At 55.1% G+C, this 23692-nt stretch carries 18 protein-coding genes; 8 read left to right on the top strand and 10 right to left on the bottom strand.

What is annotated here, in order from left to right; all coding sequences use genetic code 11:
- Positions 1-35: 35 nt before the first annotated feature.
- The 5 genes from BMZ24_RS01880 to BMZ24_RS01860 all read right to left on the bottom strand — a co-directional run bounded on the left by BMZ24_RS01880 (position 36) and on the right by BMZ24_RS01860 (position 6884).
- Positions 36-257 (bottom strand): cell envelope biogenesis protein OmpA, encoded by a 222-nt coding sequence (locus tag BMZ24_RS01880; RefSeq protein ID WP_092188691.1) that lies wholly within the window; start codon positions 255-257, stop codon positions 36-38.
- A gap of 9 nt (positions 258-266) precedes the next feature.
- Entirely contained in the window at positions 267-650 is a 384-nt protein-coding gene (locus BMZ24_RS01875; protein ID WP_143077813.1) for a hypothetical protein, read from the bottom strand.
- Positions 651-886: 236 nt separating this feature from the next.
- Positions 887-2050: a baeRF3 domain-containing protein gene (locus BMZ24_RS01870; RefSeq protein ID WP_161949008.1), complete on the bottom strand. Its 1164-nt coding sequence runs from the start codon at positions 2048-2050 to the stop codon at positions 887-889.
- A 494-nt stretch (positions 2051-2544) separates the two neighbouring features.
- A complete protein-coding gene (locus BMZ24_RS01865) occupies positions 2545-4269 on the bottom strand; it encodes a sigma-54 interaction domain-containing protein (protein WP_092188688.1) in 1725 nt (574 codons plus the stop codon).
- On the bottom strand, positions 4266-6884 hold the full coding sequence (locus BMZ24_RS01860; RefSeq protein WP_092189516.1) for a chemotaxis protein CheB: 2619 nt from the start codon (positions 6882-6884) through the stop codon (positions 4266-4268). Before BMZ24_RS01860 ends, BMZ24_RS01865 begins: the two co-directional genes overlap by 4 nt.
- A gap of 1104 nt (positions 6885-7988) precedes the next feature.
- Here BMZ24_RS01860 and BMZ24_RS01850 point away from each other — a divergent pair.
- From BMZ24_RS01850 to BMZ24_RS01825, 6 genes are all read left to right on the top strand, one after another.
- The gene (locus tag BMZ24_RS01850; RefSeq protein ID WP_092188684.1) at positions 7989-8426 is read left to right on the top strand and encodes a hypothetical protein; all 438 of its coding nucleotides are present in this window, start codon (positions 7989-7991) and stop codon (positions 8424-8426) included.
- A complete protein-coding gene (locus tag BMZ24_RS01845; RefSeq protein ID WP_092188682.1) occupies positions 8423-9910 on the top strand; it encodes an ATPase domain-containing protein in 1488 nt (495 codons plus the stop codon). Before BMZ24_RS01850 ends, BMZ24_RS01845 begins: the two co-directional genes overlap by 4 nt.
- Positions 9907-11781, top strand: coding sequence for a putative bifunctional diguanylate cyclase/phosphodiesterase (locus tag BMZ24_RS01840; protein ID WP_244150262.1), 1875 nt, complete (start codon positions 9907-9909; stop codon positions 11779-11781). Before BMZ24_RS01845 ends, BMZ24_RS01840 begins: the two co-directional genes overlap by 4 nt.
- Positions 11782-12242: 461 nt before the next feature.
- Positions 12243-12593, top strand: coding sequence for a PilZ domain-containing protein (locus tag BMZ24_RS01835; protein WP_092188680.1), 351 nt, complete (start codon positions 12243-12245; stop codon positions 12591-12593).
- Between the two features lie 256 nt (positions 12594-12849).
- Positions 12850-13629: a THxN family PEP-CTERM protein gene (locus BMZ24_RS01830; RefSeq protein WP_092188678.1), complete on the top strand. Its 780-nt coding sequence runs from the start codon at positions 12850-12852 to the stop codon at positions 13627-13629.
- A 206-nt stretch (positions 13630-13835) separates the two neighbouring features.
- On the top strand, positions 13836-14147 hold the full coding sequence (locus BMZ24_RS01825) for a hypothetical protein (RefSeq protein ID WP_092189514.1): 312 nt from the start codon (positions 13836-13838) through the stop codon (positions 14145-14147).
- Between the two features lie 40 nt (positions 14148-14187).
- Here BMZ24_RS01825 and BMZ24_RS01820 read toward each other — a convergent pair whose 3' ends face one another.
- On the bottom strand, positions 14188-14874 hold the full coding sequence (locus BMZ24_RS01820; RefSeq protein WP_092188676.1) for a CAAX prenyl protease-related protein: 687 nt from the start codon (positions 14872-14874) through the stop codon (positions 14188-14190).
- A gap of 295 nt (positions 14875-15169) precedes the next feature.
- Between BMZ24_RS01820 and BMZ24_RS01815 the strand changes: the two genes are divergently transcribed.
- Together BMZ24_RS01815 and BMZ24_RS01810 are read left to right on the top strand one after the other, a co-directional pair.
- Positions 15170-16081, top strand: a complete 912-nt coding sequence (locus tag BMZ24_RS01815; protein WP_092188674.1) for a PEP-CTERM sorting domain-containing protein — start codon at positions 15170-15172, stop codon at positions 16079-16081.
- 335 nt (positions 16082-16416) lie between these two features.
- Positions 16417-17196, top strand: a complete 780-nt coding sequence (locus BMZ24_RS01810; RefSeq protein ID WP_092188672.1) for a THxN family PEP-CTERM protein — start codon at positions 16417-16419, stop codon at positions 17194-17196.
- A gap of 93 nt (positions 17197-17289) precedes the next feature.
- Here BMZ24_RS01810 and BMZ24_RS01805 read toward each other — a convergent pair whose 3' ends face one another.
- From BMZ24_RS01805 to BMZ24_RS19355, 4 genes are all read right to left on the bottom strand, one after another.
- Positions 17290-19329, bottom strand: a complete 2040-nt coding sequence (locus BMZ24_RS01805; RefSeq protein WP_092188670.1) for a ThiF family adenylyltransferase — start codon at positions 19327-19329, stop codon at positions 17290-17292.
- Between the two features lie 85 nt (positions 19330-19414).
- Complete coding sequence (locus BMZ24_RS01800) at positions 19415-21682, bottom strand: efflux RND transporter permease subunit (RefSeq protein WP_092188668.1); 2268 nt, start codon at positions 21680-21682, stop codon at positions 19415-19417.
- Entirely contained in the window at positions 21679-22578 is a 900-nt protein-coding gene (locus BMZ24_RS01795) for an N-acyl amino acid synthase FeeM domain-containing protein (protein WP_092188666.1), read from the bottom strand. Before BMZ24_RS01795 ends, BMZ24_RS01800 begins: the two co-directional genes overlap by 4 nt.
- 152 nt (positions 22579-22730) lie before the next feature.
- The gene (locus tag BMZ24_RS19355; protein ID WP_143077812.1) at positions 22731-23594 is read right to left on the bottom strand and encodes an N-acyl amino acid synthase FeeM domain-containing protein; all 864 of its coding nucleotides are present in this window, start codon (positions 23592-23594) and stop codon (positions 22731-22733) included.
- Between the last annotated feature and the right edge of the window lie 98 nt (positions 23595-23692).

Below are 23692 nucleotides of genomic sequence, written 5' to 3'. Positions count from 1 at the left end.
GGTAACTCCAGTGTTTGCTGCACAGTTGAAAGTCATTATTTCTGATTTCCGTAAATGCCGCCCGCGACTCCGCCCAGCGCCCCGCCAATCAGGGCGCCGGCACCCAGCGAGCCTCCAGTCAGGGCGCTGATTCCAAGGCCCGCTCCGGCTCCGATGGCACCGCCCGACAATGCGCCCTGCTGCGTGCGGGACATGTTGGTGCAGGCGGAAGCGCTTAAAAGCATCAGTATCATGAGAGAGAGAAGTATTTTTTGCATATCCGCTCCTTAGTTTTTCAGGTTGGGCTTGATCATTTCATGCCAAAGCACGTCAAAGACCAGCCTGTTTGCCTTGTCAGGGTTCGATTCGTAATAATTGTCGAGTCTGGAAGCCATTTCCGCCCAGCTCATGTTGTCAAAAGCCTCGACCCATCCCTTGATGAACTTGGACGGTTCTTCCGAGCGTTTTGCCCGCATCTGGTATTCAAGCGCGACGGCTGTTCCTGCCCCGAAAAGAAATGCCTTTTTCTCGGGATCGGTTGACTTCATCCACACATATCCATCGACGTCGGGAGCCGGACTTGCTGTTGTACCTTGGGCAAAACAGGAGGATGTGCCTGTAAAGAGAAGGCCGACGAGTAATAAAGCGGAAAAGTATCTAAGAATTTTCATATACACCTCTTTTGTTATATATTGGCGATGTAATGATATGAGCAATAAGCGTTCCGCTGAATCTCAATAAATTATCTACAGCAATATTCTGAATTAATTGTTAAAATTATTGAGCCGAATACATGGGATGGTGAGTCCATCCGATTGGTCCGTCATATGCTCTGAATCTGCTAAATATGACAGCGGGTTCTTGGTGGACGCGCTGTCTGGCGCATTTCTCCCCGACTGCCTGCCGGTCAGTATCGGAAGGTGGCTGCCAGCCCTGTCTTGCCGGGGATCTGTGCGGCAGGCATGACCAGAACCTGTCCCCCCATTCTGTCCACCAGTTCACCAAGATCGTCGAGCAGATCAACGGCGTTCTCTTCACTCATGTCCGTGAGTTCATACTTGCCCGTATCGTCCAGGATGCGCCCGGCAATCTCGCGATCGGACGCGATCATGAGCTTCGACACACGTCCGTCAGCGGCCCCTTTCAAGACTTCTCCAAGATCGCCGCTGCCCAATCCCCGAGATTGCGCTTCTCCGTATTCATCAAGCAGCGAGGCCAGCCAGGTCTGGTACGGGGGTTCGAGCAGTTCCCACGCGCGTTCTCGGAGTTCGGATGCCGTGAGCACGAAGGGGTTCAGATCCAGGCCATCCTCCATGAGAAATGAGTTGTGGCTGATGCTCCGAAAAAGATGGTGGTGTTCCGGCAGTGCGGCCAGGAGCAACGGCAGGCCGGAAGGGCGCGAGTGATGTTCAAGCACCGCGCGATCAACGGCCCGGAAGAAACGCTCCGTGTCCTTGTCGGCCTCGTCCTTTTTCCCGCCCTGGCCGTGACGCATGGGGTTCGCGCTTCCTCCCGTACCGCCGTAGGAGGCCACCGTCTGGTGTGACTCGGTCAACTCCGAGCCAAGGGCATCGGTTATTGTTCGCGGGACTCCCTGGGCGGGTTCGATCTCTTCCAGCGTGCCACGGTCACCCTCGAAGAGTTGGATTCTGGTCAGACTCAGGCCGAGGATTTGATAACGCCCGACGTATTGCATGAAACGCCGCAAGGGCTTGACGTGGAAGCTGTTGCCCACGATGGCCAATTCGGGGACCGGCCGTCTGAGCCGGAACACCCGGAACATTCCCGCGCCACTCAAGACAACCAGCCCATCCAGCGTGTTGTTCCAGAATTCGCGATCAAGCCCGAGAGCCTCAAACGGCTCCAGAAAGTGCCTGGTCTCGGGTTCAGGGTACTTTTTTTTGAGCGACGTTTCCATTGCCTTGAGCAGGTTGCGGAATCTGATCAGGTCCTGCTGGTTTTCGGGGCCGTGTCGATGCGTTGGTTGGTAGAGGGACAGGCATGGCGGTTGATGTACCGCCGTCAGCTCGGCTAAAGTTTCGACGGTGAGTGATACTGTGTTCTGCAACACTTTTCTGCCTCCTGTTTATGGTCCGATATGACCAGGCGGTCATGGAGTGTTTGGTTCCAGATGGAATGATTGAATGGGAGCAGGATTGCCTGTTCACGTTGAACTGCCCGCTATTCCATGCATCCATGTCTGTGTGGACTGCGGCGTAATTGGAATCGCAACTTTCGTGCCTGCGACACTGCGAATTTTCCTAGGTGTAACTATCTGATTGCAATGATGTGCGAGAGTTGGAGGCGCGTGAGCATGGGGAAATCCGTCAACGGGAATCGGCCACATTTGACGGAGGTGCCGTATATGGCAGTCTGTCCGTGTGGAATGGAGCGCCAGAAATCATCATGCTTCCCGGATGTCTTGCCGGTGCAGTCGCAAGGAAGGGGCATGACGATCAGGTCGGATATGATGAAGCGCGGCGGGGCAATTGAATTTGGTAGAGAGGGGGCAGGGTCGATGCCTGGGCCATGGCTGACCGGAGGGCGGACGGGCGCTTGGGCGTGTTACGAGTTGTTGCGCTGAATTCCGAGCTTTCTCATGCGCGCGCGAAGCGTGCTTGGATTGATGTCGAGGATGGCCGCGGCGCCATTTTTTCCTTCAACCCGCCAATTCGTTTTTCGGAGCACATGGAGGATGTGGTCGTGCTCCAGATCGGCCAGGGCCTTTACGTCCGAGCCGGAAGGCTCGTTCGATTTGAACGATGCATTGAACTGATCCAGAATCCGCAATGACGGACCCTGGCTGATTATTGTCGCCCGTTCGATCACGCTCTCCAGTTCCCGCACGTTGCCGGGCCAGTCGTAATTCTCCAACGCTTCGAGGGCTTCCTTGGGAATCGTCTGTATCCGCTTGCCGATCTTCTTGTTGAACTTGGCGACGAAAAAATCGACGAGCAGGCGGATATCTTCCTTGCGGGCCCTGAGCGGCGGGATCGCGATGGGAAAGACATTGAGCCGGTAGTAGAGATCTTCCCTGAAGCTGCCATTCTTGATTTCTTCTTCCAGATTGCGGTTGCTGGCCGCGATGATCCGTACGTCAACCTTGATGGTGCGAGGGCTTCCGAGGCGCTCGAATTCGCCGTCCTGGATCACCCGCAGAAGCTTGCATTGCAGTTCCAGCGGCATCTCGCCTATTTCGTCCAGAAAGATGGTCCCCCCGTCGGCCAGTTCGAAGCGTCCCATCTGCCGGGCGTTGGCTCCGGTGAAGGCTCCCTTTTCCCGTCCGAAGAGTTCGCTTTCAATGAGGTTGGCAGGCAATGCCGTGCAGTTGATGGTGACCATCGGTCGATCCTTGCGCAGGCTCCGGGCATGGATGGCCCGCGCCACGACTCCCTTGCCGCATCCGGTCTCGCCCTGGAGAAGCACGGTCGTATTCTGGGGCGCGATCTGTTCGATCTTGTCGAACACTTGCGAGATGGCGCTGCTCTGGCCGATGATCTCGCCAAAGTTGAACTTTCGGGCAACCTCGTGCTGGAGATAGACGTTCTCGGCCAGCAGGCGATCCTTGAGCTCCTTGATTTCCTTGAACGCCAGGCGCAGGGCTTCTTCCGTGTCTTTGCGCACGGCGATTTCCTGCACAAGACGCTCGTTGGCCTGGATCAATTCACGTGTTCGTTCCGCGACCTTCTGTTCAAGCTGGTCATGGGCGTTTTGCAGCGCGGTCTTGAGCTGGATCTGTTCGGTAACGTCAGCGATCATGGACCGGATGTCGCCGTGCGTCCCTTCCACCGGGTACTTGGCGATGCTTCGCAGGCGGGCAAGAAACATTATTCCGTCCGATCTCTGAAGCCAGATTTCGCAGAGACCGTCTCCCTCTTTGCTTAAAACATCCGCGCAGTGCTTCGAAAACAGCTCCCGTCCATCCGCGTCGGCGATCCAAAGGCTCATGGGCATGCCCAGCAGGCGCTGCCGTTCGATGCCCAGCAGTTGCGCGCCCGGAAGATTGACGCTGCGCACCAGGCCCTGTCGGTCAAAGGAAAAATAGCCCGCGGGGGCGAAGTCATACAGCTCGGCGTAGGCATTGCGCGATATCTCAAGCGCTTCCTGAGCCTGGCGCAGCTCTTCGTTCTGTATCTCCAGTTCGATCTGGTGAATCTCAAGCTCCTGCACCAGTCGCTTCATCTCGATTTCGGGCAGAAGGGGACGAGTGCCGGCGGTCTTGAGGCACGCCGGTTTGTCCTGCCGCGCTTGCGCGGGATCTGCTTTTTTCATGTTTTTGGATGCGGTCATGATGATTCTCCTTCACCAAGCCGAAGCTTAAGCCGGTCATTCTCCTCGCGCAGCTCCCGCTCGAGTGCCTTGGCCGAGGTGATGTTCGTGAAGGTTATGACCAGCCCTGCGATGACATCGTTCATGGTCCTGTAGGGCATGATGCGCACCGCATACCATCGGCCGTCGGTTGTGGAAACCTGTTTTTCCGAAAATGCCAGCGTCCTGAGCACCTCCAGGGCCTGCTCGGTCATTTCAGGGTAGACAAGGTCGCTGACGAGGTCGGAAAGGGGCCGGCCCACATCGCCGGGGATGAGCTTGAAGATCTTGTTGGCGCCGGGAGTGAAGCGTCGAACGTGGAGGTCGTTGTCGAGAAAGATGGTGACGATCTCCGTGCTGTTGAGCAGATTGCGCATGTCGTCATTGACCCGCGCGAGCTCGTCCATCTTTGATTGCTGCTCGGCGTTCACCGTCTGCAGCTCCTCGTTGAGCGATTGCATCTCTTCACGAGAGGTCGTCAATTCCTCATTGGTGGATTGCAGCTCCTCATTGGTGGACTGCATCTCTTCGTTGAAGGATTTGAGTTCTTCCTGAGATGCCTGCATCTCCTCCCGGGTTGTTCGTAGCTCATCACGGCAGCGTTGCAATTCCTGTTCCAGTTCCATGGCCCGAGCGTTGCCGGCCGCTCCCGACTTGGAACGGCGGATTGCTTTTTGTTTTGGGGGAGTTGGCACGTCGGTGAAGATGATCATGACCATGCCGCGCAGCGACTCGGGATCCTGGAGTTCCTGCACGGTGAGGTCCACACACTGAGCCGTTTCACCGTCCGTGACCGTGAGTCCTTTGACGACGACGGCCTTTTTTTGTCGAAGGGCCTGCGAAAAGGCGGTGCCCAGGTCAAAACGCAGTCCTTCCCGAGCCATGGCGTGAATGTTCCAGTTGACCTTGCCCGCCGCCGGTTCAAGGTATTTTCCCGTTCTCCCGCTGATGTAGAGGATATCCCCCTTGCTGTTGACCAGTACGGCGGGCGGTGAAAAGCGTTGCAACAGCACTTGGTCCGCCAGGGACTGGATATTGACCGCCGGTTTGAGCATTGTGGTCTCCTGTGTGACGCCCGGCAGGGTCGGGATGGATGACGCCGGGAATGCGATGGACGGGGGTGGGAGGGTTGCTCCGCGCCGCAGAAACAGTCTGGATTTGCTGTCTATGGGTACGAAGAGGTCGGTGCTGCCGTTGATCGCTTCCGAACTCCCCAGGAAAAGGACTCCTTCCGGCTTGAGACTGTAATGGAAGAGTCCGATAATCCGTTGCTGAAGTTCGGGCGTGAGATAGATCAGCAGGTTACGGCAGGTGATGATATCGAGCTTGGTGAACGGCGAGTCCATGATGACATTCTGCGTGGCGAAGGTGACCATCTCCCGGATCTCCTTGCCGATCCGGTAGCCGTTCCCGTCCTGTTCGAAGAAACGGTCCAGCCGTTCGGGTGAAACATCCGCGCCGATTCCCTGCGGATAGAGGCCTTGACGGGCCTTGTCGATGGCGTCTTTGTCCAGGTCGGTGGCAAAGATGCGCAGCTTGAGGCCCGACTCTGGCGCCAGTTTGGCCACGGTCTCCTTGAAGGCGATGGCCAGCGAATAGGCTTCTTCACCCGTGGAGCAGCCAGACGACCAGGCTCGCAGGGTGCCATTCTCCGGGCATGCCTTGAGGAGAGGCGGAAGGGCATTTGCCTGCAACTTCTCCCAGGCCGCCGGATCGCGAAAAAAGCTGGTCACCCCGATCAGGAGTTCCCTGAAAAGGAGGTCCGCTTCCTGGGAATTTTCCTGAAGAAAACGGACATAGGTCATGATCCTGTCGATCTGGTGGATGTTCATGCGCCGTTCGATGCGGCGATACAGGGTGTTCTTCTTGTACAGGGAAAAGTCATGGCCGGTCTTCGTGCGCAGCAGAAGGATGATTTTTTCAAGGCCGCCCTGGGTCTTCTCTTCAAGCGGGGTGACGACCGATCCAGCAACCCGTGCATGCTGAATGAGGTCGAGGAGCCTTGCGGGCAGTTCTTCCACCGGGGCCACCAGATCGGCCAGTCCTGCGTTGATGACGTTTCTGGGCATGCTGTCGAACTTGGCGGAGGCGGGGTCCTGCGCCAGGGCCAGTCCCGCCTTTTCCTTGATGGCCCGAATGCCCAGCGTGCCATCGGAGCCCATGCCGGAAAGGATGACGCCGATGCTGCGTTCCAGCTGGTCTTCGGCCAGGGAACGGAAGAAGAAGTCGATGGGGAGGCGCAGTCCGCGAGGAGCGGCTGGTTTGAACAGATGCAGCACGCCATGCAGGATGGACATGTCGTGGTTGGGCGGAATCACGTACACGCAGTTCGTCTCGACCGGCATCCTGTCCCTGACCTGCCGTACCTTCATCGCGGTGGCGCGCTGGAGCAGTTCCGGCAGGAGCCCCTTGTGGGTGGGGTCGAGGTGTTGGACAATGACAAAGGCCAACCCGCTATTTTCAGGCACATGCCGCAAAAAATGCTCCAGCGCTTCAAGTCCGCCAGCGGACGCGCCAACGCCGACGATGGGGAAAGCTGGCGGAGTGGATTCAGGATTCAAGGCGGGGGAGCCGTTGTCTTTGGATTTTGATTTCATGGTCATGTCACTTTTAATGGCATAATTTTAGTCATTGTGCCAATATAATTTTGTAATGTGTGAATTCTGTATTAGTTCAGGATAGAATGTCTATTTTGTGCGAAAATATGTCCTCGCATGCTGTAGGAAACAATTCAAAAATTTATAGGGTATTTTTGAGCATAAGAGCAATGTTGCGGATATTTTTTATTGCTTCTGATGTTATTAAAATAATTTCAGTTGCAAGGTCGCTTTACTGAAATGTTTTTTTTATTGAAGGTAATCCGCCATAGCCTGAGAGGTGGTCCCGAAAATTTGTGCAACCCTCTAAGTGGCAACTCTGTTGGCCCGGCCGAAGGTACGAGTCCTTTGGCGCTGTCTTCCCAAGGTTGCTCCTGTCGCCGTGGCCATTTTGGAACGCATCGGAAAGAAAACATCATTGCGGGTCCATGATACGGTGGTCGCGTTGAGTGATTTCGGGGTCTTGAAGTTTATTGTCGGATTCGCATGGTTTTGCGGGCAAGGCGGCACATGAGATCGAGGGTTTTCAGGAATATGGACTTCTGGTCCTGCTCTGTAGCGCATTGTCCTTGCGGGTCTATCGTTCGCTTCGAATGAATCCGGTCGGAAACCGAGACGAAACCACGCCCATCGTCTTGGCGCGATTGTTGCTCAACCAATCGTGTGCTGTTGCTGCAAAGCGAAGAATCGCTCTGGCGTTATTCGTATTCGGTCTCATGCTAAACCCGGATAACTATCCGGTCACGGAGAACAAATGTTATTACGCAGAGTCAATAAACGACAAGTCATCCTCAACAATATTTTAAGGTTCGGGGATATTGAAAAATTTCATTCACTCAAATTTGATTTTTTGCAGCACGACCAAAGGTGGCGGATTGCCCCGTCCAGTAAGGACTCTGGTAGGATCGGATGGCCGTGGCTTTGGGCTCTTGGGATTTCAATCTTGATCTATATGGCGATCTCTATCCTGCGAAGTCACGCTTGATGCAGTTCTACCCCGGTTCGAATTTCAGAGTAACGTCGTGCGATAAAATTTCATGGCGTGCCGATGAATCGTGCACGTCCACACAGAACGCCAGGTATAAGGTTTCAGGAGTCGCTCCGATGCCAATTACAGATCGCGACCTCTGTCGCGAAGCGATACGAAGAACGCTGCGGCAACGCGCCGGTGATTCCCCCGACGCGCTGGCCATCGCCAAGGCGACGTCCGAGATATGGCTGCTGATGTCCGCTCGGTTGACGCCTGTGATTGGCGGCAACGGCGTTGACGCCATTCTCAAGCGATCTGTGCATCTGACAAGTGTCGTCTTTCCTTGGTTGTCGATTCCGGATGCGCAGCTGGACACTGACTCGCTTCCGGTACGAATCAGCGTGCTTTTGGCTGGGCACGAACCCGTTGCGGCGGCACAGGCAAGCAGTTCGCTGCTGATAACGTTCACTGAATTACTCGCCACCTTGATTGGAAATTCCCTGACCAGGCGCCTTTTGGATCCGGTTTGGATTGCCGCGCTTGGCGTGGCGGAGCAGGAGAAGACATCATGAGCCGAAAAGTAAGCATAGCCCGCCTTGCCACCGGCATTCCCGGGCTTGATGCGATCCTTGGCGGCGGGATCCCGGAACTTTCGTTCAACCTCATTGTGGGGGCTCCGGGCTGCGGCAAGACCACGCTTGCGCATCAACTCATGTTCGCCATGGCCTCGCCTCGGCGACCTGCGCTCTATTTTACCGTGCTCGGCGAATCGCCCATCAAGATGCTTCGTTACCAGCAGCAGTTTTCTTTTTTCGATCTGGACAAGATCAACGGGGCGGTTCGCTTCGTCAGCCTTGGTGATGACGTCACTACGGGGACATATACTGAGGTTTTGAAGCGGATCACGCGTGAGGTCGAAACCACGGCTCCAGCGCTGGTCTTCGTTGATTCGTTCCGCTCGATCATGCATGAGGCGCAGCGTCAGTCCGAAGGATCGATCAGCCAGCAGCAATTCATCCAGCAGCTGGGCATGCAGCTCATGGGCTGGGCGACTTCAACGTTTCTGGTTGGTGAATATTCTTCAAAGACAGACTCACCGCCGATCTTCACCATGGCCGACGGGCTCATATCGCTTGAACAGAGCGTTTTTCGCAATTCAATGGTGCGCAAGATTCAGATCATGAAAATGCGCGGCCAGGCCACCCGCCCCGGGATGCATACGTTCCGCATCACCGATGACGGAATCGTCGTCTACCCTGCGGTGGAGGTACGTGATGACGGTGACCTCACGGTCGCGTCCCGCCGCAAGGACTCTACGCAGAAGCGTTTGTCCATGGGCGTGCCGCGTCTCGATGAGATGATGGGTGGAGGTTTGCCATCCGGGTATTCGCTTCTGGTCGCCGGACCGTCCGGTTCAGGCAAGACCATCCTGGCCACGGCCTTTCTGGTAGAGGGGGTGCGGCGAGGCGAGCCCGGCGTGATTGTCGCCTTTGAGCAGACGCCGAGCCAGTCCAGGACGCGCACCATTGATGATCTGGTCCGGGCCGGGAGCATTGGTCTGATCAATACCCGTTCCCTCGACCTGTCCATGGACGAGGTCATACAGCATCTCATAGACCTCATTCACAGCATGAAAGCGAAACGTGTGGTGATCGATTCGCTGTCCGGTTTCGAGCTCGCCGTGGCCCCGACTTTTCGCGAGGATTTTCGGGAGTCGCTGTTTCGCATGATCGCCGCGTTGTCCAATCTCGGGGTGACGGTGCTCATGACCTCGGAACTTGAAGACAGATATGGCGATCTGCGTTTCAGCCCCTACGGGTCCGCATTTCTCACCGACGCGATTATCGTGCAGCGCTACGTCGAGATTAAGAGTTGTCTGAAGCGGGTCATGGCGGTCGTCAAGGTCCGTGCCAGCGCTCACAGCAATGAACTGCGGGAATTTGAAATCGATGATGGCGGTATTGCCATCGGCGAGATTTTGTCCGGCTACAGCGGGATTTTGAGTGGAAGCCCGGCGCTGAACCCGTCTTTAGCAGTGAAGGACCAGGATCGATGAAGCTGAATACAGTTGGTTTGAAGTACAGACGTTATACGTCCAAACGACCGCTCAAGAGGCGTGTGTTCGCCTGGCCGTCGAGTTTCAAGGCCCTGCAAACGCTTTCCGAAAGCAAACACGAGGCTGGCGAAAAGATAGTGCGAGAAGCAAGAACAGACACTCATGGCGAGGCGTTTTCCGACAGGCAAGAGGAAGTTCTGAAGGTGGTCAAGAAGGCGTTGCGGGTTCGCAAAAATGCCGAGAAGGTCAAGGTCGATTATTGCTCGGAAATGGAAACAACGTTGCGGGAAGCAAACGAGAAACTCGTCGTTGCCTCGGTCAATGCGCATATGATGACCGAGGCGGTCGAGCGGGTCTCGGTTCATTTGTCCTACATGGCCGAGCACGATCTGCTCACGGGATTGCCGAACCGGGCGCTTTTGACTGACCGTCTGGTGCAGTCGATCTTGCTCGCAAAGCGCCACGGCAACAAAGTGGCTCTGATGTTCCTGGACCTCGACCATTTCAAGCATATCAACGACACAATGGGGCATGGTATTGGCGATCAGCTGCTGCAATCCGTTGCCAAGCGTCTGCAGGCCAGCGTCCGCACCTCGGATACGGTCAGCCGCCACGGTGGCGACGAATTCGTGGTCCTGCTTCCGGAAGTCGATGATGCGCAAAGCGCTGCTCACGCCGCCGAGAAGCTGATCCAGAGCGTGGGAGAACCCCATCTCATTGCCGGGCAGGAGCTCCGCATCACCTTGAGCATCGGCATCAGCATGTACCCGGATGACGGCGAAGACGCCGAGGTGCTGATGCGCAACGCGGACATCGCGATGTATCAAGCCAAAAGAAGCGGCCGTAACAACTACGAGATATTCACCCCAAGCATGAGTCCGAGTTCCAGTTGCACCATGCGCAAGTCCGCTGAGCTGGCGCTGAAGCGCGCTCTCGACCACGGCGAATTCATCTTGCACTACCAGCCGATGGTGAATTTGGAGAGCGGCGTCATCACCGGCGCCGAGGTCCTGCTGCGCTGGAAGCGTTCCGATCATCAGCTCAACTTCCCGGCTCAGTTCCTCACAGTTGCCGAGAGTTGCGGGCTCATTCTGCCGATTGGGCAGTGGGTGATCCGTGAGTCCTGCAGGCAGGCGCAGGCGTGGTTGCAGGCGGGGCTTAACCTGAGCCGGATCGCGGTCAATGTCTCGGCGGTTGAATTCAGCGACAGGAATTTTTTGGCTGGAGTCCGCGCCATCCTGCGCGAGACAGGACTGGATCCGCGTTTTCTGCAAATTGAAATGAGCGAAAACGGCCTGTCGCGGGATTCGCAACAGGCTCTGCCTGCCTTGCATGCGCTCAAGAACCTCGGCGTGCAGATTGCCGTGGACAACTTCGGCACAGGGTATGGCAGTTTGAGTTTTTTACGGGAATTTCCGATTGGTACGGTCAAGATCGACAAGTCGTTCGTGCACAACATCGAGGCCAAATCGGGCAAGGCAGTGGCCACGGCCCTCTTGGCGATGGCGCGGGGCTTTAATCATCAAATCGTGGCCGAAGGCATTGAAACGCAGACGCAGCATGCCTTCTTCAAAAAACATCATTGTGCCGAAGGACAAGGATACTACTTGGGTCGGCCAATGGCCACCGAAGCCTTCGCGGCACTCGCCACTCAAAGAAATCCCTCGTACCCCCCCCCCCCCCCCCAAAAAAAAAATCCCCCCCCCTGGTGGCTTATCAGGGAGGGGTATGCTCAACTCGTGATTTCGTTGCCTGGCAACGCAATGAATGACGGGGTTGCTTCATCGTTAGCAAGGAGAGGCATCCGCCATTTGTCCGCGCCGCCGGCTATGTCACGAGTATTTGCCGGAACCTGGAACTGTTTTTCATGATTGGTCTATCATGTTCCATGCCAAAAAGTGGTTTCGCTGACCGCGATCCCCGCCGAGCGGAAACCAGGCGTTTCTGTGCGACCCTTTGGGTGCTTGACGGCGTCTTTTGAGGCCTTTGGCGCGGTATGCACGTCTCCAGGATCCAGGGCCGACAGGGCCTCGTCGACCCAGGCTTGTTACCGCATTGCCGTGAACGGAAAAAAACGATGCCTCGTATGTAAATTTTTCCGACAGTGCCGAACGTGAAGTCTTACAACTCTTCGAAATTTTTCTGATGTGCACGACTTCAGGGTGCGTAGGTATCATGTAATACATTGTATGGCCGTGCCGATGCGGCTCGGGCTTGCTGGTACGTTCGTTGCTTAATGTGATGGGGAAATGTGTTCATTATCAAAGTTTTCAATCAAGATCGCGCACTGGATGCTTGAAAATATACAAAACGCCTCAAGGTAGGACAAACCATGTCGACGACAGAACAAAAAATCAGAAAATGGAAGCGTCACGCCTGCCTGTTTCCCTGCGGTATCATATGCGGGAAGAAAAAAGACACGATCGTATTGGGTCGTATTCTCAACATGAGCAGGCAAGGGTTTCTCATAGAGACGGATTGCGCCTTCAACGTTGGCGATGTCTTGTCGATCATCGCAAGTCCCGGAAGGGAAGTGGATGGCTATGATTTGAGCGACAGCTATCAGGGCCACGTCCGCTGGGGCCAGACCGACGAATCCTCGCTCATGGGCACGTATTCCGTTGGCGTGGAGCTTGCCGTTCCCATCGCTTCTCCGGAAGTGGACGCGCAGAAGTCGAACTGATCTTTGCGGTGCATCACACGAAAGGGCTTTGCACATGTGAAGTTTTGGCTGGCATACTCAAAGCTTCCGGGGATTTTCGGATTGTGTTTGCTGGCGTGTAAGTTTGCCCCGGAAGTATGTCGAAAAATTTTACAGTTTATGTTTGTTTTGAGAATTTTTTGTTAAATAATATTGCAATATACAGTAGTTATGTTTTGGCACGTTTGGTGCTAAGTTGTGAGAGAACGACATAATTATTTAACATCGGAGTACTACTGTGAAGAAGAAACTATCAGCAACATGTCTGGCGGTGGCATTCATCTTTTCAGCAACATTTGCTTCCGCAGCGCTGGTGACACAGTGGTCGTATGTCAATGATGCTGTTTTTATCGATTGGAGCAACGAAGATGCCAATCAGGATTATATGGCGCTGAGTCCCGACGGAAGAAAGCTCTCTTGGGGAGTGCCATCCGTTTTTTCTAAAACAGGATTGCAAAGTTATCTTGTGATCGACGGTCCTGTCGGGGGAAACGATCTGATGACTTCTGGGTCCGCTGTAGAGGTAGTGTCAATTACACACTTTAATTACTTGATGAGTTCATCATTTCCTAATCTTGCGTACGGGAAAGTTGAGGCTAATGTTGAATTTACACCTTACATTCCTGCTGGACAGCCTCTTCCTGTCGAAAAAACATTTCTTGAATTTCTGTTCTTTGAGACTCCAAACAGTAATGTTGCAACGCCCATGGATATCTTCGTTCTCACCGATCCGGGCGCAACCAGCGGCGCATTCGACTACGATGGTTATACATACAACTTCTCCTTCTTGAGTGACGGCTTCGGACTCCTCACGGGCGCCTATCATGATTACATTGTCAGTCAGCTCGGTGTGGATACAGACTATTATGGCTGGCTTGCAAACGAGGACGGCAGCACGTCGGCGCAGTTCTACCTGGGTATCTCGGTGGCGCCAGTCCCCGAACCGGCCACCATGCTTCTTCTTGGCGCCGGCCTGCTTGGCCTGGGCTTGGCGGCGCGACGGAACAGGAAGAATTGATCACGCGCTTTCGATCATCAGAGAAAGGCCGGGGAGCATGAGCTGCCCGGCCTTTTTTGCTTCCGCGTCCATGCGCGTGCTCTTCAAGGGACGCTGAACTGGAAATGGACCGGCGTAACTGCGGCTGTTTGTTGCAGATTGTGCATGATTGCATGCGAACCGGAGGAGTTTTTGGTGCCCGCGTATCCATGAGGGAGAGTCTGCAGATGGAGATATTGCTGGCCATTGCCGCGATTCTTGTTTGTCAGGGCATGCAGGCCCTGGACGATTTCATGAGCCGGGTAGGGGCCGTCTCCCTGGCCCACGGGATGCTGCTCGGCTATGGTCAGATCTATGTGGCGAAAAGCATCGTCGAATGGGGCGGGTCGAGCCTGGGCTGGATTGTCGTTGTCCTGATCTGCATCGCGAGCGTGGCCGTGTCGCTGTACAAGATCCATCGCTTCGGGAGTCGATGGGTCTTTGCCTTCAATTTCGGAGTTTTCGTCGGCCTTCTTTACGGTGGAATTTCGCTGATGTGAGGTTTGACTGATGGAACCTGCCGAACCATCTCCCCTGAATTTACCAAAACCACCATTTTTCCGTGTTCAGCACAAATGCGGCCAGGGCCAGATTGGTCACTGCGTGAGCCAGGACGCAGTGCGCCAGACTCCTGGTTCTGTAGAGCAGCCAGGAATAGGCCATGCCGGCCATGATTCCGGCGAGGATGAAATGATGGGCCAGGCCGAAGAGCACGGCTCCGACCAGAAACGAAATCCAAGTGAACGTCCCGAGCGGGACTTTGGCGAAATCAGGGTTGATGACGTAGCGCAGAATGAAGGAACGCCAGAAGATTTCCTCCATGATCGGGACAATGAGCACGGCGCTGCCGATGCGGACGACGGTCATGGCCAGGCGCAGGTCCGGGTTCGAAAAGACGCCGGGATTGAAGCCCGGAGGTTCGCTCAGCGCTCCGAAGGTCCAGTCCATGTTGATCCAGAGCGCAAAGACCGCCAGGCCCAGTGCGATGCTCCCCACAGTCTGGCCGCGTCTCTTCAGATCGGCCCAGCGCAGCTCCGTGTAGGCCCGCCGACACAGGAAGAGCGCGATGACGGCGACCAGAGGCCTGAGTGGATAAAGCAGGGCGAAGGTGGAGTCCTGGACGGCGATCCAGGCTTTGCCATCCATGAAACGCAATCCTTCCTCCAGGCCGATGACGGCCATGAAGAGGGCAAAAGGCACTATGCGCGGCCAGGCTTTGTCGTTCATTGGCTGGCTGTTAAACTAAAAGTGTGCTTGTTTGCAACGTGCCGTTGCGAGTTGAAAATGATTTTACTGCTGCTGGTCGAATCTGCTGGCTGTGTCGGAGCGCTTTATTGGGGGACAAGCGTTGGTCGATACCTGGAAAGTAAAGCTGTGCGTTGTCGGATAATCTTACATTGCTTGAGCGTGTATTTACAATAAATTGAATGATTAAAGAGTGGTGCGTGTTGGCATTTTCCCTGCTTTACGTGATTGATAGTCAAGGGGCGTCACAGAGAGAAATCAACCGGAGGGATTGATTATGAAAACGCTTGTCAAGGGCAGTCTTTGCACGACAGTGCTGGTGTTTTTATTGGCTTCGCCGTCATGGGCAAGTATTTGGTTGCCGGAGCCGGTCTTTCCTAATGCGGTACCGTACGACGAATATTATTCCTATTCCACAAGCATTTTGAAGCAACTTTATCCAGGAGGTTTTTCCGATTATCCATCAAATCAGGGTTCGCTGAAAGATGAGCTCAAGATATGGTGGGGTGATAGCGAAAGTGCCGATAAGGCTGCTGGAGACAATTTGAACATCAGGGGAGGATATGACTTTCCTGATCCGTTGTCATTCCCGAACGCAGGTTCGACTACGGAATTTAACACTGATTTGCTTATCACTTGGGAAGTGTCCGTAGATTTGCTTTATGATTTTCTGCAAAGTGAATTCGAGAATTCAAATATTCCTGTTTTTGCTTTCGATATTAATCAGATAGGCAATCAGCCCAACATGCTTGGCAATGGGTATGTCGCGATTGTCGATGAACTCGGCGCCGTTGTCCCGTATGCATCCGATGCTTTCGGTCTTGCAGAATGGGCTTTTGACAGTTCTCCTAACGGAGAGTTTGACGAGGAAGCTCTTGTCGAGGTGCCGAACACCCGCACTGTGGAATTCATGGGCGTGGAATACTCGTTCGATACAACCGGAACAAACGACGTGGACTTTCTTGTATATGCTCCGACAATGGACCTGGCCCAGTTTATTGGTCAGGGCCTTTTCTTCACGGCTACATTCCAGTATCAGCTTTTGAGCGATGGTTTCGAAGATTTCTTCATTCTGGGTTACAGAAGCGACAATCCTCCTCCGCCTCCAGTGCCTGAACCGGCCACAGTGGCCCTGCTCGGACTCGGCATGGCGGCTTTGGCATTCACAAGTCGTAAGCTGCGCAAATAAAACAAGCCGTTCTCGGTAAAAAGACTCGGAACATCCCAAGGATGTTTTCGAGTCTTTTTTATTTATCATCCCGAAATTATGTATAAATTTTCTCGTTTCCGATAAGGGTGCCTGTTTACCGCAGGGCAGGATCACACCGCGTTGGCTACTCCGAGACGAGGGGCATTCCTTGTCTGTAAATTTTAACTGAAAGAAAGTCGGCAGACCTTACATTTTTTGAGTTTTTATTATCATGTCTTCATATAACTAGCCTGTATTATTGCTTTAAATATTGGCATGGACCATGCTTATACCCTGTCACCACAAGATAATTATTTTAACATTGGAGGATTACCATGAGGAAGAATTTCGTTGTAACATGTCTTTTGGCTGTGGCGTTTCTTTTCTCGGCGACATTCGCCTCCGCTGCCTTGGTGAATCAGTGGTCGTATACAAACGACGCAAATTTCGTTGGTTGGCTCAACGATGCCGGAACCCAGGACTTTATGAGCGTTAGCGGTGATTTGAATACCCTGTCCTGGGGTGTGCCTGCGTTGACTAGCACAACCGGCGAGCAAAGCTCGCTTGTGCTGAACGCACCTGTAAGCGGTGACGATCTGATGACTTTCGGGCCAGCCGTGAATGTGGTTTCAATCACACACTATAACCACGTTCTTTCTTCACTGTTTCCAACTCTTGCATACGGCCAGGTCGAGGCAACCATTGAGTTTACGCCTTTTGATCCTGCCGGACCTGCGCAGTCTGTCGATCCTGCGTATCTGGAGTTTCTGTTCTTCGAAACTCCCAATGATGCTGTGACGCCAATGGATATTTTCATCCTCACCGACCCGGGTCTGACCAACGGATCATTTGACTATGATGGCTACAGGTACGACTTCGCGTTCAATAGCGAAGGCTTCGGGCTCATCGAAGGCGCATATCATGACTTCATTGTCAGCCAGCTGGGAGTGGATACGGATTATTTTGGATGGCTCACAGGTGAAGATGGCGACACCTCGGCTCAGTTCAACCTGAGCATAACCGCTGCCCCTGTTCCAGAACCCGCCACCATGCTTCTTCTCGGTGCCGGCCTGCTCGGCCTCGGCATTGCGGTACGCCGCAACAAGAAGAACTGATCAGGCGTAATTGCAGAATGAAGGCCGGGGAGCAGATGCTTCCCGGCCTTTTCTCATGTTCTGTAGTCCATCATCCCCGGAAACAATACCCGTTTATTTCATCAGAGAGTCGCCAGCACCGCGCCGCAGGGTGCGGTGACGGATTCCGGGACCGTAGCCTGTGCGAAAGAGCATGACCAGGCCCTGCTTTTCAAAATCAACGGAAGCGAACAACCTTTTCAAATCCTGCCAGACCCGTTCCAGTAATTTGCGGTGTTTTTCGGAAAAACTTGATGGCCCTTCCCACAGCCAGCGCAGCCAGAAGAGGGTCACGGCGGTCATGGGCTGCATTTGCAGGCCATGGTGCTCCATTGCCAGCCAGATGCGCTGCAAGGCTTGGCCACCGAGCATAAAATCCCGTGATTCGAACCCGTCGATCACAACCATTCCGGCAGCCCCGCTGGTCAGGATGCCCTGGGCCGAATGCAGGGCCACCAAGCGGCCAAGGCCGATGCCGTTGGCGACGCGCATTGCGGGCCAAGGTTTGGTCAGGCGCAGGAATGCTTCCCCCGGCAATCCGGCTTCCAGGTTTTTGAGGGGCAGTCCATCGCGTCGCTGCTCGGCCTCCTTCATGTTGAAGCGGATCATGGATGTGAAATGCTCGTGCAAGCCCTGATGCTCGGTGCGGATCCTGTCGGCCAGGTAGATGACCTTGGCAAGCTTTCGGAGTTGAGCGCGGTCGGTCAAAAGGTGTAGGTGCGCTTCGGGCATGCTGCGGATGCGGGTTTCGAGGTCGGCTTGCACCCAATCCGGCAGAGGTCTTTTGCTGTACGGGCGGCGGTTGGTACAGCGCGTCCAGATGTGCCGGGCCAGCGGGTCCGCTGTGCGATCGCCTGGATGAATGCGCACGGTGGCCATCAGATTTTTCTGCGCGGCATCGGGCCGGATTTGCGTGGTCGCATTCATACCCATCGTTGTGGCAGCGAGGCGGATGTTTTCCATTGCTGCCCCGCAGGCGATGATGGAGGCGGTCTGACGGACATTGAAAAAAGACACGTCGGCTTCCGGATTCAGAAAAACGTGGATGTCGTTGCCTGCCAGGCGGAACTGCCAAGGCTGGACATTATCTCCGGAGGGCGCTTGAATTGCGGCCTGCAGCAGATAGGTGCCGACACCCTGGGGCAGGGAATCAAAATGTGCGACGCTTAAAGCAGGTGGGTCCGGAATGCGCACCCGGGCCTGGTCGGTAGCCTTGATCAATACGTTTTGCACGTACCAGAGTTTGGCGCGTTGGCTTAAGGAGCGATTGCCCCGGGCCAGTCGCCCTTTGCGGAGCACCTGCCTGAAGGGGTCGAATTGCAGGAAATGGGGCGCGGGCTTGAGCCCCGGCTTGCAATGAATGATGCGCACGGCCTCGGTGGCGGCAAGAGACGAACACAACTGGCAGGCGATGTTCAGGGAGGGGCCCTTGCCGCCCTTGAGGTCCACCCTGGACAGATCCATGTATCCGATATGTGTGGGCCTTGGGGCCAGACCCATGGCGAAACGCAGATATTTTTGCTCTTCCGGCAGTTTTCCGCCCACATCGAAATAGTCGTCAAAGCCCATGCCTTGCGGGGTGAAGACCAGGAGGGCCGAGCTGAACCCCAGGGGGCCGGCCGTGATCACGGGCACGCCCATGGACCGAGCCATGTTGAACAGCGCGCGGCGGATTTCAAACTGGAAGAAATCCAGTCCATCCAGGACCACGTCCACATCCGTCAGAAAGGTTTCCATGTTGTCCGCGGTCAGCCCTGCGGGATAGGGCGTGATGTCCAGGAACGGATTGATGCTGTGCGCCTCGTCGATCATGACCTCAAGTTTGGGGCGGCCGAAGGATGGCACCCTGGCCCCGTACTGGCGGTTCACGTTGACCGGTTCGTACTGGTCGAAGTCGGCCAGGTTGAAACGGCCGATTCCCGTGCGCACCAGATTTATCAAATGCACGCCGCCGACGCCGCCCATGCCAGGGATGGCGACCCTGGCCTTGGCAAGCCGCTCCTGTTCCCCCGGCGAAAACAGCCCGATGTTGCGGGAAAAGGCGGCCTCGCGGTAGGTCGCCGCGCTGGAAATGCCGAGGGCCTGCAAGGTTGCCAGGTGTTCATCTCGTTTCATGCTTGATCCTCTTTTTCCTTAAGGAGATGCCCCCGGGCCTTGGGGCGTTTTCGGCGTGTTTGCTGCCCGGCTTGCTCCTGTCTTGTCACGCACTCTTGCCGTCAAAGGAAAGCATGGCCGCCGGCAGAACGATCAGGTCGCCTATCAAGGCCGTGATCATGATCACGGCGCTCAGGCCCCCGAAGCTCATGGTGGGCACGAAGCTGCTGAAAAGAAGCACGCCGAAGCCAATGACCAGGATCAGCGATGAAGCGCAGATGGCCGTGCCCTTATCCAGGATGGATTGTTGCAGAGCCTCCCGCATGGGCAGGTTCTCGGCGCGCTTTCGGTTGTACTCGGTCAGGAAATGGATGGTGTCGTCCACGGCGATGCCCAGGGCGACCACGGATATCAGTGCCGTGGATGTGTTCAGGGGGATGCCGAGCAGGCCCATGATCCCGAAGTTGATGATGATCGGAAATGCGTTCGGGATCAGGCTTAAGGCCCCTGCGACAAACGAGCGCAGGGCCAGGAACATGATGAACGTGATCACGGCGGCGGCCAGGGCCAGACTTTCCACCTGCCCCCGGACCAGGGCGTCGATGGTGTTTACGTCCTGTACGGCCCGGCCGGTGACCCGGATTTGCAGGCCGTCGTGTTCATGCTGGTCGATGAAGGCGCGCAGGGAGTCTATGATCGTGGCCTGACCCGCGGAGCTGTGCTCGGAGAGGCGGATCAGGATGCGGGCCTGATCGTATTCCGGGGTGATGAATTCATCCATGTCGTCGGAGTCGTAGAGCAGCAGGTACTGGGACACCAGTTCCCGGCTTTCAGGGATGACGTAGAAATCCGGATTTTCGTTGTGAAAGGACATGTTCATGTCTTTGAGAAAGTCCACGAAGGACATGGTTCTGTCGACGCCCGGCAGGGTCAGGGCGAAGGTTTGCAGCCTGTCGATCACGGCCAGCTTGGCCGGGTCACGCAAGGCATCCCGCTCGCCGGCCTTGACGGAAATGTCCACCGTGCCGACCCCGCTCAGGCGGGGCTCGATGTAGGAAAGCTCCTGGCGCAGGGGACTTGAAGGCTTGAAGTACTCCAGCAGGTTGGTCTCGACCCGGATCGTCGAGGCTGCCCACAAAGCGCCCAGGGTCAGGATCGTGATGAAGATGGTTATGGGGCGGGCGTGGGCCTGCACCACCGTGGAGAGGCGGCCCAGAAAGGCGCCCATGCCGATGTCCTTGCGCTGGTGGGTGTATATGCCGTCGGGCCTGCACATGAGCATGAGCGGCGGCAGCAGTAGGAAGGAGAACAGAAATTCGAAGATCATGCCCGCTGAAGCCACGTATCCAAATTCCTTGATTGGCGGAATGTCGCTCACGACAAGGGAGATGAAGCCCACGGCCGTAGTCAGGCTGGTCAGAAAGCAGGGGGTTATGACCCGCTGCAGAATGCGCTCCATGGCTTTTGCGGGAGATCGGGCCTGATCCAGCAGCTTCTTGTCCAAATGGGCGAAGATGTGCACGGAATCGGCCAAAGCCAGAGCCATGACGAGCGGCGGGACGATGGTGGTCACGTTGTTCAGCGTGATGCCGAGCAGGGGGAAGAGACCCATGGTCGCCCCCGTGCACATGGAGATGTTGGCCAGGGCCAGCAGGGTCAGACGCACGTTGCGGAAAAAGAGCCAGATGGTCAGGGTGATGAACAGGTAGGTCACCGGGATGAACACGGCCACATCCGACTTCATGTACTGGCTGAGGCTGAAGTTGGTCATGGTCCAGCCGGCCAGATGAAAACGACCGGCGAGCCCTTCGTGGGCCGAGAGTATTGTTTCGGCCTGCCTGATGAGTCTCTTGCGAAAGCTCCCGTCGCTTGCGTCGGGTATTATGGGGAAAACCACCAGGGCGGTCGTTTCGCCGTCGGCGGAGACGAGGTTGCCGACATACAGCGGGTTGCCCAGCGCCTGCTCCTTAAGGGCGGTCAGTTCTGCGGCGTCTTCCGGGATGCGCTCCAGGAAGGGGCGGACTTCGAAATATTCCTCCTCGCCGTGAATGTAATCCACATTGGCCAGGCTCTGCACCTCCCGGACTTCGGGAATGGTTTCAAGTTCCCTGGTGATGGCCGCGATCATGCGCAGGAGGGGGGGGGTGAAAAGATCCGGACTTGAAAAAGCGATGACGAAGAATTCGTCCTCTCCGAATGTTTCCTTGATGCTTTGGTAAAAGGCGACGTCCGGATCATCTTCCACGGTGAAATAATCCACATTGTCCACGGTCTGGATGCGGGGGAGCTGGATCAGGAAGGGGATTGCCAGGCACAGGGCCAGCAAAAGGCAGAGGGTGGGGGCGCGAGTGACCAGACCGGCGAACTGCTTCATGGATGATCCGTGCGTGTGCTGGATGCCAGTGCGCATCCGAGGAATGGATAGAGTCGCGTCAGATGCTCTATTTGGCGCATGGTCAGATTTGCGGTGATTTCCGGTCGGGCGTTGAAGAAGAAGCTCGCGTCCTCTTCACTCATGGGGGGTCTTTTGTCATAAAACGTCCATCCGTTGTTCAAGTCCACAAGGGTGCTCTTCATTTTGTAGAAGAACTCGTGGATATTGTCGTCCGTTTCAAAATCCCTGTATTTTTCCGATGCCTTGTCTTCAATGTGTTCCATGTTGATGCGCAAGGCGACCGCCGGAGCTCCCACACCTGGATAGAAACGTTCCTCGCCGAAATCCTCGAACAGAAACATGGTCTTGTAAAAGTTGACATGCTTTGGATTGACCATGATGCATATGTCGTCGATGTTGTTCATCATCGAGTATTCAAACATGGTCTTTGACAGAAATACCATGAGATTGCACCAGCGTGTTTCCCTGGGAGTTGCCAAGGCCGAAAGTTCGGTGATCTTTCGGCCCTGGCAACGCAGCGCATCAAGCTCAGGCCGATACAGGGCGTCCATGGGCAAGCCGAAGAGTTCGCTGTCGAATATCTGGGTCAGGGTGGATATGACCGTGACATAGGTCCTGAAAATGAAAACGCACGTCGCCGGCAGGAGATTGTAGACGCTTAAGTGCATCCCCGAAGGGTGCGGCTGTGCGATGTACCCCGAGGCAAGGTATTCCCTGTAGACGAGGGCGAAGGACTGAGACCATTCGTCGCGGGTTTCCGCGATCTTGATGTTCGGCCTGTCTATTTCATCGAGTTTGGCTCTCAGCATGGCGGAGCGACGGAGCCTGACGGATCTTCGGCGATCCTGACGCGTGTTTTCGGAGATATCGGTCATGGGTTCTCCATATTCGCGAGCACGTAAAAAAAAGGAAAAGCCGACGCGGCTCGCGTCACGGCCATGTTCGTTATAATTTCCTCCCGGCAGCAACGCTTGAAGAGACGCAAATGTTTAATGCATATGCCATGCCTGAACCTTGCTTGGGAGAATCAGATCTGCAGTCCGGGGTACGAATCCCGGAGCAGGATTTTGCATTCCAGGGGCAAGTCCCGCAGGTCGATGGTGTCAACCAGGATGTGATGGAGCAGGCTGGTGTCCAGAGGGTTCGGGCGGGACCCGGGCGGGCGGCGGCCTTCGAGAATGTCGGTGATCCGGTCGCAGAGCGCGATGCGCAGGGACAGATAATGGGCGTCGATTGCGTTTCGGTACGAGGTCATGAGCCTCTTGCTCTCGAGTCTCCTCCTGACGGCGGCGACATCCGCGCGAAGCGCCACTGCGGGGGCATTGACCCGGTCATAGTGCTTTTGCTCCCCGAATATTTCCAGCTCGCAGAGCCTCTTGTAAATGGGGACATGTTTCGGGTTGACCATCACGCAGACGTCATCGACATCAAGGAAAACACAATACAAAAAGAGCAGCCTGGTGAAGTTCTGAATGCCGCTTCGCGAAAATCTCTGTGTGTTGGATGCCAGCGAGCATACTTCCGTCACATTTCGCCCTTGTCTGCGCAGAAAATCCAGTTCCGCGCGGTACAATTCGTCCATTGGCAGGCCAAATTGCTTGGAGTCGGGAACCAGCGTCGCTGTGGATATTATCGTATTTTCCGATTTTGCCAAAAGAACAGTCGTTTTTGGAAGTAAATGAAATTTTGTAAACAATATCTCTTTGCTGTTTTTCTTTGAATATCCAGCATTTACATATTTATGGTACATAAGGTTGTATGACTCAAGAAGTTCGCTGGCGGATTCGGCTATCTTGAATACATAATCGACATCCTTTTTTCTGCTGCTGTATTTTTGTTCATAATCTGCTGTTTTTGAGAGATTTATCCATCTATGTTTTGACAATTTCATTTTATATCCAGATTTTTTTTTTTTTGAATTTTTATCGTAAGAGCGGCGCTATTTCTGTTTCAGAAAAAACAGAATAGCGCCGTTTATTTCGGCGATTA

The sequence above is a fragment of the Desulfomicrobium norvegicum genome (assembly GCF_900114595.1).
Classification (GTDB): domain Bacteria; phylum Desulfobacterota; class Desulfovibrionia; order Desulfovibrionales; family Desulfomicrobiaceae; genus Desulfomicrobium; species Desulfomicrobium macestii.
The sequence above is the reverse complement of the archived record's forward strand: the minus strand, read 5'-3'. Positions and strand labels throughout refer to the sequence as shown.

Excerpts from the sequence above, each read along its gene's own strand:
- BMZ24_RS01880 (WP_092188691.1), bottom strand. The coding sequence starts at position 257 with ATGCAAAAAATACTTCTCTCTCTCATGATACTGATGCTTTTAAGCGCT.
- BMZ24_RS01875 (WP_143077813.1), bottom strand. The coding sequence starts at position 650 with ATGAAAATTCTTAGATACTTTTCCGCTTTATTACTCGTCGGCCTTCTC.
- BMZ24_RS01865 (WP_092188688.1), bottom strand. The coding sequence starts at position 4,269 with ATGACCGCATCCAAAAACATGAAAAAAGCAGATCCCGCGCAAGCGCGG.
- BMZ24_RS01860 (WP_092189516.1), bottom strand. The coding sequence starts at position 6,884 with ATGAAATCAAAATCCAAAGACAACGGCTCCCCCGCCTTGAATCCTGAA.
- BMZ24_RS01850 (WP_092188684.1), top strand. The coding sequence starts at position 7,989 with ATGCCAATTACAGATCGCGACCTCTGTCGCGAAGCGATACGAAGAACG.
- BMZ24_RS01845 (WP_092188682.1), top strand. The coding sequence starts at position 8,423 with ATGAGCCGAAAAGTAAGCATAGCCCGCCTTGCCACCGGCATTCCCGGG.
- BMZ24_RS01840 (WP_244150262.1), top strand. The coding sequence starts at position 9,907 with ATGAAGCTGAATACAGTTGGTTTGAAGTACAGACGTTATACGTCCAAA.
- BMZ24_RS01835 (WP_092188680.1), top strand. The coding sequence starts at position 12,243 with ATGTCGACGACAGAACAAAAAATCAGAAAATGGAAGCGTCACGCCTGC.
- BMZ24_RS01825 (WP_092189514.1), top strand. The coding sequence starts at position 13,836 with ATGGAGATATTGCTGGCCATTGCCGCGATTCTTGTTTGTCAGGGCATG.
- BMZ24_RS01820 (WP_092188676.1), bottom strand. The coding sequence starts at position 14,874 with ATGAACGACAAAGCCTGGCCGCGCATAGTGCCTTTTGCCCTCTTCATG.
- BMZ24_RS01815 (WP_092188674.1), top strand. The coding sequence starts at position 15,170 with ATGAAAACGCTTGTCAAGGGCAGTCTTTGCACGACAGTGCTGGTGTTT.
- BMZ24_RS01810 (WP_092188672.1), top strand. The coding sequence starts at position 16,417 with ATGAGGAAGAATTTCGTTGTAACATGTCTTTTGGCTGTGGCGTTTCTT.
- BMZ24_RS01805 (WP_092188670.1), bottom strand. The coding sequence starts at position 19,329 with ATGAAACGAGATGAACACCTGGCAACCTTGCAGGCCCTCGGCATTTCC.
- BMZ24_RS01800 (WP_092188668.1), bottom strand. The coding sequence starts at position 21,682 with ATGAAGCAGTTCGCCGGTCTGGTCACTCGCGCCCCCACCCTCTGCCTT.
- BMZ24_RS01795 (WP_092188666.1), bottom strand. The coding sequence starts at position 22,578 with ATGACCGATATCTCCGAAAACACGCGTCAGGATCGCCGAAGATCCGTC.
- BMZ24_RS19355 (WP_143077812.1), bottom strand. The coding sequence starts at position 23,594 with ATGAAATTGTCAAAACATAGATGGATAAATCTCTCAAAAACAGCAGAT.